The 9115-nt window shown below is 64.3% G+C and carries 7 protein-coding genes and 1 pseudogene; 7 read left to right on the top strand and 1 reads right to left on the bottom strand.

The features are described 5' to 3' along the window. From Q1J79_RS18855 to Q1J79_RS18845, 3 genes and pseudogenes are all read left to right on the top strand, one after another. Nucleotides 1-306: pseudogene (locus tag Q1J79_RS18855) on the top strand (C4-dicarboxylate ABC transporter); the annotation flags it as partial. A 30-nt stretch (nt 307-336) separates the two neighbouring features. Continuing rightward, a complete protein-coding gene (locus Q1J79_RS18850) occupies nt 337-2331 on the top strand; it encodes a TRAP transporter fused permease subunit (RefSeq protein WP_300303501.1) in 1995 nt (664 codons plus the stop codon). Between the two features lie 12 nt (nt 2332-2343). Beyond that, complete coding sequence (locus tag Q1J79_RS18845; protein WP_300303499.1) at nt 2344-2970, top strand: nuclear transport factor 2 family protein; 627 nt, start codon at nt 2344-2346, stop codon at nt 2968-2970. 21 nt (nt 2971-2991) lie between these two features. Here the strand turns inward: Q1J79_RS18845 and Q1J79_RS18840 are convergent, their stop codons facing one another. Beyond that, the gene (locus tag Q1J79_RS18840) at nt 2992-4143 is read right to left on the bottom strand and encodes a fumarylacetoacetate hydrolase family protein (protein ID WP_300303496.1); all 1152 of its coding nucleotides are present in this window, start codon (nt 4141-4143) and stop codon (nt 2992-2994) included. A gap of 380 nt (nt 4144-4523) precedes the next feature. Between Q1J79_RS18840 and Q1J79_RS18835 the strand changes: the two genes are divergently transcribed. From Q1J79_RS18835 to Q1J79_RS18820, 4 genes are all read left to right on the top strand, one after another. Continuing rightward, entirely contained in the window at nt 4524-5213 is a 690-nt protein-coding gene (locus Q1J79_RS18835; RefSeq protein ID WP_300303492.1) for a FadR/GntR family transcriptional regulator, read from the top strand. A gap of 81 nt (nt 5214-5294) precedes the next feature. Continuing rightward, entirely contained in the window at nt 5295-6431 is a 1137-nt protein-coding gene (locus tag Q1J79_RS18830) for a sugar ABC transporter substrate-binding protein (protein WP_300303489.1), read from the top strand. A gap of 113 nt (nt 6432-6544) precedes the next feature. Beyond that, nucleotides 6545-8068: a sugar ABC transporter ATP-binding protein gene (locus tag Q1J79_RS18825; RefSeq protein ID WP_300303486.1), complete on the top strand. Its 1524-nt coding sequence runs from the start codon at nt 6545-6547 to the stop codon at nt 8066-8068. Beyond that, a complete protein-coding gene (locus Q1J79_RS18820) occupies nt 8068-9114 on the top strand; it encodes an ABC transporter permease (RefSeq protein ID WP_300303483.1) in 1047 nt (348 codons plus the stop codon). The genes Q1J79_RS18825 and Q1J79_RS18820 overlap by 1 nt, the downstream gene beginning before the upstream one ends. The last annotated feature ends 1 nt before the right edge of the window (nt 9115 follow it).

Raw genomic sequence — 9115 nt, 5'->3', positions numbered from 1 at the left:
GCCATCGATCTGCAGGCGCCGGTCTACAGCAAGGCCCAGTCCGGCACCTCCGGCTGGGCGGCCAAGTCGCAGGTCTATGACTGGGTCGTGCCGTACAACGAGGGTGCGATCAAATATTACAAGGAAGCCGGCACCTGGGATGCCACCAAGCAGAAACATAACGACCAGCTCGTGGCCCGCGGCAAGGTCCTGCAGGAGGCCTGGAAGAAGATGGCCGCCGTGAAAGGCGACGATTTCGCCGCGAAGTGGCTGAAGGTGCGTGCCGAGGCTCTCGAGGCGGCTGGGTTCCCGGCATATTTCAAGTAAGATAGTCCGGCTCTTTCAGGTCAGATGCAGATGTCCACAATCGAAAACAGCTTCTACGACGGCGAGGCCGCACCTGCCCGCGAAGTCGGCGGCAAGACAGTCCTGGTCGTCCGCGCCTTCACGGTGGCCATGCTGTTGCTCGGGATCAACCAGACCTTCAACATCGGTGCGGTCTTCCATGTCTCGATCCTCGAGAACCAGTATCTCTACGCTGTCCTCGCGCTCTGCATCCCGCTCGTGTTCCTGCTCTTTCCCGCCGGCAAGCTGAAGGCAGGGCAGGGGCCGGGCATCATCGACTGGACGCTGGCGGTCGTCAGCTTCCTTGCCCTGGGATATTTCATTCTCCACGCCTACGACATCGTGCTCTCGGGCTGGGAGATGTCGCCTCCGATGATCGCGGTCGTCATCGGCGCCATCCTGTGGGCGGTCATGCTCGATGCGGGCCGCCGCGCCGGCGGCCTGGTCCTCAGCCTGGTCGTGCTGTTCTTCTCGTTCTATCCGCTGTTCGCCGACATGCTGCCGGGGCCGATCTCGGCCTTCAGTTCCCCCTTCGAGTATGTTGCCGCCTATCACGCCATGAGTCTGGAGAGCATCCTCGGCATCCCGCTCAAGGCCTTTGCCAATCTCGTGTTCGGTTTCGTGGTGTTCGGCGCGGCGCTGGAGCATACCGGTGCCGGCCGCTTCTTCATCAACCTCGCCTTCGCCCTGCTCGGCCAGGTCCGGGGCGGGCCGGCCAAGGTCGCGATCCTTTCCAGCGGCCTGATGGGCTCGCTGAGCGGCAGCGTGGTCACCAATGTGCTGACCACCGGCGTGATGACGATCCCTGCCATGCGCAAGGTCGGCATGAAGGGCACCGTCGCCGCCGGAATCGAAACCTGCGCTTCGACGGGCGGCGTGCTGATGCCGCCGGTGATGGGTGCGGCCGCCTTCGTGATGGCGGATTTCCTCCAGGTGCCTTACGCCACGATCGCCATTGCCGCCGCGATCCCCGCCTTCCTCTACTTCTTCGGGCTGTTCGTGCAGATCGATGCCCGCGCCGCCCGCGAAGGCCTGCGCGGACTGACGAAGGAAGAACTGCCCGATCTGAAGACGACGTTGAAGGAAGGCTGGCACCATGTCTTCGCCTTCATATTCCTCACCGTCATGCTGCTCGTCATGCAGCAGGAGCAATATGCGCCCTTCTATGCCACCGTCGTTCTGCTGGTGGTCAACCAGATCGTGTCCAAGACCGACCGCTGGGGCAAAAAGGAGCTGATCGCCTTCATCGACAGCCTGGCGCGCCTGTTCGCCACCCTTGCCGCCACCCTCGCCGCGGTCGGCATGATCGTCGGCGGCCTGTCGATGACCGGCCTGGCCGGCACGCTGGTCAACGACCTGCTCAGCATTGCCGGCGGCTCGCCCTACCTGCTTCTCATCATGGGGGCGATCACCAGCCTGATCCTCGGCACCGGCATGACGGCCACCGCCTGCTACATCTTCCTCGCGGTGATGCTGGCCCCGGCGCTGATCCAGGTCGGGCTCGACCCGCTTGCGGTGCATCTCTACATCTTCTACTGGGGCATGCTGTCCTTCATCACGCCGCCGGTGGCGCTGGGCGCTTTTGCGGCCGCCTCCATCGCCAAGACGCCGCCCATGCGCACCGGCTTCGAGGCGATGCGGATCGGCAGCATCATCTACTTCATCCCGTTCTTCTTCGTCTTCGACCCCGCCCTCATCATGAATGGAACCTGGGACAACATCCTCATCTCGACGGCGCTGGCCGTCTTCGGGGTCTGGGTCTTCGCCAGCGGCATCCAGGGCTACATCATCGGGATCGGCCCCATTTTCGGGAATGGTCCGGTCGGCTGGATGCTGCGGCTGCCCATCCTGGTCGGTGCCCTGCTGATCGCGCTGCCCGGTGAGGCCGTGCCCGGCATGAACGACTGGCAGCTTCTCGGCCTCGGGCTGGCGATCATGGCGCCGGTCGTGCTGGCCGCCTATATCCAGAACCGCCGCCAGTTCCACAAACTCGCCAGCCCGGCCTGAAGGGAGAGGCTGATGCAGCCCGACGCCGACCGCCGCCTGCAGGCCATGCTGGACCGCGAGGAACTCTTCGACCTCGTCCGGCGCGAGCGGTTCGCCCGCGACCAGCGCCGCTTCGATGTGATGCGGGATTGTTTCCACGACGACGCCTATGTGCGGACCAGCTGGTATGACGGCCGGGGCGGCGAGGCTTATGTGGAAGCCACTCGCACATGGATGAAGTCGGCGGGCACCACCAGCAAGCACTGGGTGTTTCCCGCCTATGCCCGGATCGTCGGCGACAGGGCCACCGTCGAGAGCCCGGCGATGATCTTCAACCGCGCCAGGCTCAGCGGCGTCGAGGTGGACTTCCATGTCTTCTGCCGCTTCTTCTCGCGCGCGGTGCGCGAGAACGGCGCCTGGAAGCTGCTGTCCTTCGAGGTGCTCTTCGAGCGCGACATCATGCGCACCGTCAATGCGGCCGAAACCCTGCCGGTTGACTGGGCGGTGCTGACCACCCTGCGCCCGTCCTACCGGTTTCTCGCCTACATGCAGCAGAGTCGTGGCGTGACGGTGAATCCCGATCTGCTCGGCGACGACCGCCCGGAACAGTTGGATACGTTCCATGCTGGCGAAGAAGCCTGGCTGACCGGCGCGGCGTAGTCCTGCAGGGCCGGCCCGGCCTCAGATGAGGCCGCGCACCGCCAGGTTCCGCATCAGGGCCCGCGCGCCGAAGGTCCATTCGGCGCATTCGGTGGACAGCCGCACCGTATTCTCCAGATAACCGAGGCCGGGCGAGGCAATCCGCACCACATCGCCGATCTTGTGGGTGAAGCCTTCGCCGGGCATGTCGCGGTCCTCGGTCGGCGCGAACAGCGTGCCGAGGAACAGCATGATGCCATCCGGATACTGGTGATGGCGGCCGAGCGTCTGCCGCACCAGGTCTTCCGGATCGCGGCTGATCTGCTTCATGGAGGAACGGCCTTTCAGCACGAAGCCGTCTGGTCCGGTCACGGTCATGTCCAGTTCGGCCTGCCGCACATGGTCCAGCGTGAAACGGCCGTCGAGCAGGCGGATCATCGGCCCGATCGCGCAGCTTGCGTTGTTGTCCTTCGCCTTCGAGAGCAGCAGCGCCGAGCGCCCCTCCACATCGCGCAGGTTGACGTCGTTGCCCAGCGCCGCGCCGACGATGCGGCCCCGGCTGGATACCGCCAGCACGATCTCGGGCTCGGGGTTGTTCCATTTCGAGACCGGATGCAGGCCGACATCCGCGCCCGGCCCCATGGCCGACAGCATCTGCGCCTTGGAAAAGACTTCCGCATCCGGGCCGATGCCGACCTCCAGATACTGGCTCCACATGCCTTCGGCGATCAGCGCCTGCTTGACGCCGGCCGCCGCTTCCGAGCCGGCCCTGATGTTGCGCAGCGAACCGCCGATCACGTCGCCGACCTTTTTCCGGATCGCCTCCGCCCGCTTCGGGTCGCCGGCTGCCTTCTCCTCGATCACGCGTTCGACCATCGAGGAGGCGAAGGTCACGCCGCAGGCCTTGATCGGCTGCAGGTCGCAGGGGGCCAGGAAATGCGGTTTCGTACCGTTGCCGGGTGTATTGGCCGCGATCTGCTCCGCCGGACCGACAACGCGCCCGGCAGCCGCGCGCACGAAACCGGCCGGATCGTCCATGTCGCAGATATCGGCGACGACTGGCGCCGCGCGGGAGGTGATGTCCACCACCATGCCGTCCTGGATCGTCACCACAGAGGGGCCCGCGGCTTCGGGCGACCAGATCCGGCCGATGAACACGCCGTCGTTTTCCGCCTGTCCCAGAAAGAACGCCATCTGTCTCCACCCCTTCCGTCCACCGGCGGCCTGCCTGCCGGTCGTTTGTATTTGGTCCTACAAATAATGGATGTCCCTAATGGGGGTCAATTCGTGCCCTTCGCGCCTGAAAATGCCGCGCTTGTGCAATCTGCTGTTGTTTTGTGGGGATTTAAGCTCCATTTCCCGGTTTTCGGGACGGCCGGAGAAAGACGGAGTTGACAGGGCGCCGAGGGCTCACTAGGGATTCTGGTCCAACAAATAGGGTGACGGTTCAAGCCATCCCAACAGGGAACACCGATCACACAGGGGATGCGGTGAAACCGAAGACACGCGTATCGGCCCAGAAAGCCATAGCACTGAAAAACGGATCGTCTGGGAGATCGCCTGGCGGATCGGCCGTGGATGCCGTGGTCGAACAAATACGCGCATTGATCGCCGATGCCGGGCTGAAGGTCGGCGATAACCTGCCGACCGAACGTGAGCTCTGCACCCAGTTCAATGCCAGCCGGAACACGGTGCGCGAAGCGATGCGCATCGTGAAGGCCTATGGCCTGGTGGATGTGCGGCCCAAGGTGGGCGCGACAATCACCGACAACCGCCTGTCGCGCGCGTTCGAATTGTTTTCCTTCAACACCATGGAGGTCTCGCGCAAGACCTTCAGCGACGTGCAGGCCTTCCGCGACCTACTCGAGGTCGGTTCGGCGGACCGGCTGCTCGACCGGCTGACTGACCGGGATATCGAAGACCTCTACGGGATCAACAACCGGCTGGCCGAAATCAGCGACATCCAGGAAGCCTCCGAGGTCGACTACGACTTCCACACCCGGCTGATATCGATCCTCGGCAACGACGCCATCATGGATGTCTACAAGGTGATGAAGCCGGTCGTCCTGCGGATCATGCAGAAAGGCAAGACCCGCCGGTCATACAAGACTGAAACCTATTCCGAGCATGCCGGAGTGATCGACGCGCTGGCCGCGCGCGACCGCCTGGCATTCCAGTATCGCCTACGCAGCCACCTGATGATCGGCTTCAGGAATTTCAGCGAAGAGATGGAGGCAGTGGGTCTGACGAAGGCGTCAGCATGAAGGCAGATCCGAAATAACGGAGACGTGGACCGCAGTCCGAAGAATTCCGAACGGATGCTTTAAACAGAGGGAGGAACCACCATGAAATCAGTTCTCACATTCTCGGCCGTCGTGATGGCGGTGGCGCTGTCGGCGCAGCTGGCCTATGCCGGCCCCAAGGTCGTTTCGGGCCCCGGTGCCGATCCGGCCTGTTTCAAGCCCTGGTCCAACAGCACCAAATACTTCCAGTGGGCCGGCCGTCCGGGCCCATACCGCGTCGCCGTGGTCAACGGCTTCGTCGGCAACACCTGGCGCATCCAGATGATCAAGACGGCCAAGGCTTTTGCCGAAGATCCGTCGATGAAGGGCAAGATCAAGGAGTTCAAGGTCGTTTCCACCGGAACCGACGCGCCGGCTCAGCTGGGCGCCATCGAGGACTTCATCAACCAGGGTTATGACGCCATCGTCACCATCGCGGTGTCGCCGGACGGTTTCGACCGCGTCATCCGTCTGGCCGACCGGAACAACGTGGTGCTGGTGCCGTTCGACAATGTGCTAGACACCGACAAGGTTATGCAGGTGAACGAAGACCAGCTTGCCATGGGCAAGACCTGGGCCGAATTCCTGCTCAAGGAGCTGAAGGCGGCGGGCAAGACCTCGGGCAAGATCCTGGAGGTACGCGGCCTGCCGGGCAATTCGGTCGACCGCGACCGCTCGGTCGGCATCCACAAGGCGCTCGAGGCATCGGGCGGCAAGTGGGAGGTTGTCCAGGTGGTGGGAAACTGGGATGACGGCACCGCGCAGAAGGTAACGGCCGACGCCATCGCCGTGCACGGCAGGTTCGATGCGATCGCGGCGCAGGGCGGCACCACCGGCGTGGTCCGGGCGATGCTGGATGCCAAGCATCCCATGGTCCCGATTGCCGGCGAGTCCGAAAACGGTTTCCGCAAGCTCGTCGCCAAGCATGCGGGCGAGGGCCTGAAGGGCATCTCGATCGGCCAGTCACCCGGCCTGGTCGCGATCGCCATGAAGGCGGCGGTCACCGCGCTGGAAGGCAAGGCCATGCCGCAGCTCATCTCGGTGCCGCTGCCGGTGGCCGATTACACGCAGTTGAAGGACGGCGTGAACTTCTGGACCAGCCTTCCGGACAACTTCTTCACGGTCAACGAGTTCCCGCCCTGCGGCGTGAACGTCTCCGGCCCGGCGATCATGTCGAAGACCGAAGCTGACGTGAAATAACCGTCCTCCCGGATCGAACAGGGCCCCGGGTTCAACATCCGGGGCCCTGTCTTCGCGGAAACTGTCCTCCCCTATGCAGGGGCGACCAGCTTTTAGCCGGATGCAGCACAGGCATGACCGACGTCATCATCGAATATCGCGGCATATCGAAACATTTCTCGGGCATCCGGGCGCTGGAAGATGTCGATTTCGCCTGCTCGGCTGGGTCCATCCACGGCATCCTTGGGGAAAACGGGGCAGGCAAGTCGACCCTGATCAAGATCATGTCCGGCGTACTGCAGCCCGATGCCGGGGAAATCCGCCTTGAGGGCAGGCCGGTTGCCTTCGCATCGCCGCGCGCCGCCGGCGATACGGGCATCATCTGCATGTTCCAGGAACTTTCGCTGATCCCCGACCTGACGGTCGCCGACAACCTGTCGATATCAGATCCGCCGCGCCGCCTGGGGCTGATCGATCGCCGCGCCCAGAAGGCGCGCGCGGAAAAGCTTCTCGCCAGGGTGCGCTGCGAGGATGTCGATCCGAATGCCCTGGTGCGCGAGCTGTCGCTGTCGCGCCGTCAGATGATCGAGATCGCCAAGGCGCTCGGTCGCGATCCGAAGGTGCTGATCCTGGACGAGGCCACATCGGCGCTCACCGCCCGCGACGTGCAGACGGTCTATGACCTTCTCGCCGATCTCAAATCCAAAGGCGTGGCCAGCCTGTTCATCTCGCATCGCATGCACGAGGTGGATGCGCTGTGCGACACCCTGTCGGTCTTCCGCAACGGCCGGCATATCGAGACATTTGCCAAAGGTGAAAAGAACGGCCGCGAGATCGTGAAGTTGATGATCGGGCGCGATGTCGAGGCGCAGTTTCCGCCCCGGCCGCCAGCGCGCCAGCAGGCGCAGGAAGACCAGCCCCTGTTGCAGGTGAGCGGCCTGACATGGGAAGACCGGTTGAACGGCATCGACCTGTCCGTCGCTCGCGGCGAGATCGTCGGCCTCGGCGGCCTCGATGGGCAAGGGCAGAAGGAACTGCTGCTCGCGCTGTTCGGCGTGCTGGAGCATGTCGGGGGCGAGATCGCGATTGCCGGGCAGCGCGGCGGGCCGGCCTCGCCGGCGGCGGCGAAATCGGGGTCCACCCGCATGGCCCTGGTGCCGGAAGACCGCAAGACCGAAGGCCTGATGCTGGGCATGTCGATTGCCGACAACCTTCTGGCCGCCTGTCAGGCCAGGATATCGCGCGGCCCCTTCATCGATCCCCAGCGCGCCCGCCAGGCCGTGGCGGATGGCATCGCCAAGCTGCAGATCAAGGCCGGCTCTCCCCGGGATGCCGTGATGACGCTCTCGGGTGGCAACCAGCAGAAGGTGGTGATCGCCAAATGGCTGATGATCGACCCTGACATCATCCTGCTGAACGATCCGACCCGCGGCATCGATGTCGGCACCAAGCAGGAAATCTACCGGCTGATGCGCGACCTTGCCGATGCCGGCAAGGCCATCCTGTTCTATTCCTCGGATTATGCGGAACTGATTGGCTGCTGCGACCGTGTCGCGGTGCTGTATGGCGGGCGGGTGGTCAGCGAACAATCCGGCGATGGCATCACCGAGGAAAGCCTGGTCGCCGCCTCGCTCAACATCGACCCGCGGGCCGCCTGATGCTTGCCAAGTCCCTGACGCGATGGCTGCAGCAGAATCTGGGCTTTGCCGCCGCCATCCTGCTGCTGGTCGTGCTGTGCCTGGTCTACAACATCCTGCATCCGCGCGGTTTCTCGTCGGCCGTGGCGATCCAGAATTCCAACGAGGCCGTCGCCATCGTCTTTGTCGCCATGGCGCAGACCCTGCCCGTTTTGCTCGGCGGGCTCGACCTCTCGGTCGGCGCGGTGATGACGCTGACCAACTGCATCGCCTCCGAACTGCTGCACGGCTCGCCGGCGCAGATCCTGCTGGGCGTGGTGGTGACGCTGCTGTCCGGCACGGCGTTTGGGCTGATGAATGGCATCATCGTGGTCTACGGCCGGATCCAGCCGATCATCGCCACGCTGGCCACCGGGGCGATTGCCATTGGCCTCGCCCTGCTGGTCAGGCCGAAGCCGGGCGGGGACGTGGACGAGGACCTGAGCTGGGCGCTGACCAACTCCGTGGCCGATTTCGCCGAAACCTATGGCATCGCCGATGGCGGCCAGGCCTGGTGGCTTTCGCCCTTCGCCGATATCCCGGTGCCCGTCATCCTGGTCATCGTGGTGGCGGCTTTGGTCTGGATACCCTTCCGCCGCTCGGTCACCGGGCGCACCGTCTATGCCATCGGCTCGGCCGAGGGATCGGCCTATATGTCGGGCCTGCCGATCAATCGGGCCAAGATCGCGGCCTTCACCTTGGGGGGCTTCCTGGCGGCCTGCGGCGGACTCTATCTCGCCATCCAGACCTCCTCGGGCAATGCCGACATCCAGCAGGCCGGCGCCTATACCCTGAATTCCATCGCGGCGGTGGTGCTGGGCGGCACCTCCCTGCTGGGCGGCAGCGGCGGCGCCATCGGCAGCCTGGTCGGCGCGCTGATCCTGCGGGTGATCTCGTTCTATTTCCGCATCCTCGATATTGATCCCCTGCTGCAGCCGCTGATCGAGGGCGTGGTGCTGCTCACCGCCGTGTCGTTCGGCGCCTTCCGCACCCTGCGGGTGAAGAACAAACTCGATCTGTTCAGGTGAC

The organism is Ferrovibrio sp. (assembly GCF_029255545.1).
Taxonomy (GTDB): domain Bacteria; phylum Pseudomonadota; class Alphaproteobacteria; order Ferrovibrionales; family Ferrovibrionaceae; genus Ferrovibrio.
This window is presented reverse-complemented; position numbering and strand designations above follow the sequence as displayed.

What these genes read in the sequence shown, in the direction of transcription:
- Q1J79_RS18850 (WP_300303501.1), top strand. Translation starts at nt 337, where the DNA reads ATGTCCACAATCGAAAACAGCTTCTACGACGGCGAGGCCGCACCTGCC.
- Q1J79_RS18845 (WP_300303499.1), top strand. Translation starts at nt 2,344, where the DNA reads ATGCAGCCCGACGCCGACCGCCGCCTGCAGGCCATGCTGGACCGCGAG.
- Q1J79_RS18840 (WP_300303496.1), bottom strand. Translation starts at nt 4,143, where the DNA reads ATGGCGTTCTTTCTGGGACAGGCGGAAAACGACGGCGTGTTCATCGGC.
- Q1J79_RS18830 (WP_300303489.1), top strand. Translation starts at nt 5,295, where the DNA reads ATGAAATCAGTTCTCACATTCTCGGCCGTCGTGATGGCGGTGGCGCTG.
- Q1J79_RS18825 (WP_300303486.1), top strand. Translation starts at nt 6,545, where the DNA reads ATGACCGACGTCATCATCGAATATCGCGGCATATCGAAACATTTCTCG.
- Q1J79_RS18820 (WP_300303483.1), top strand. Translation starts at nt 8,068, where the DNA reads ATGCTTGCCAAGTCCCTGACGCGATGGCTGCAGCAGAATCTGGGCTTT.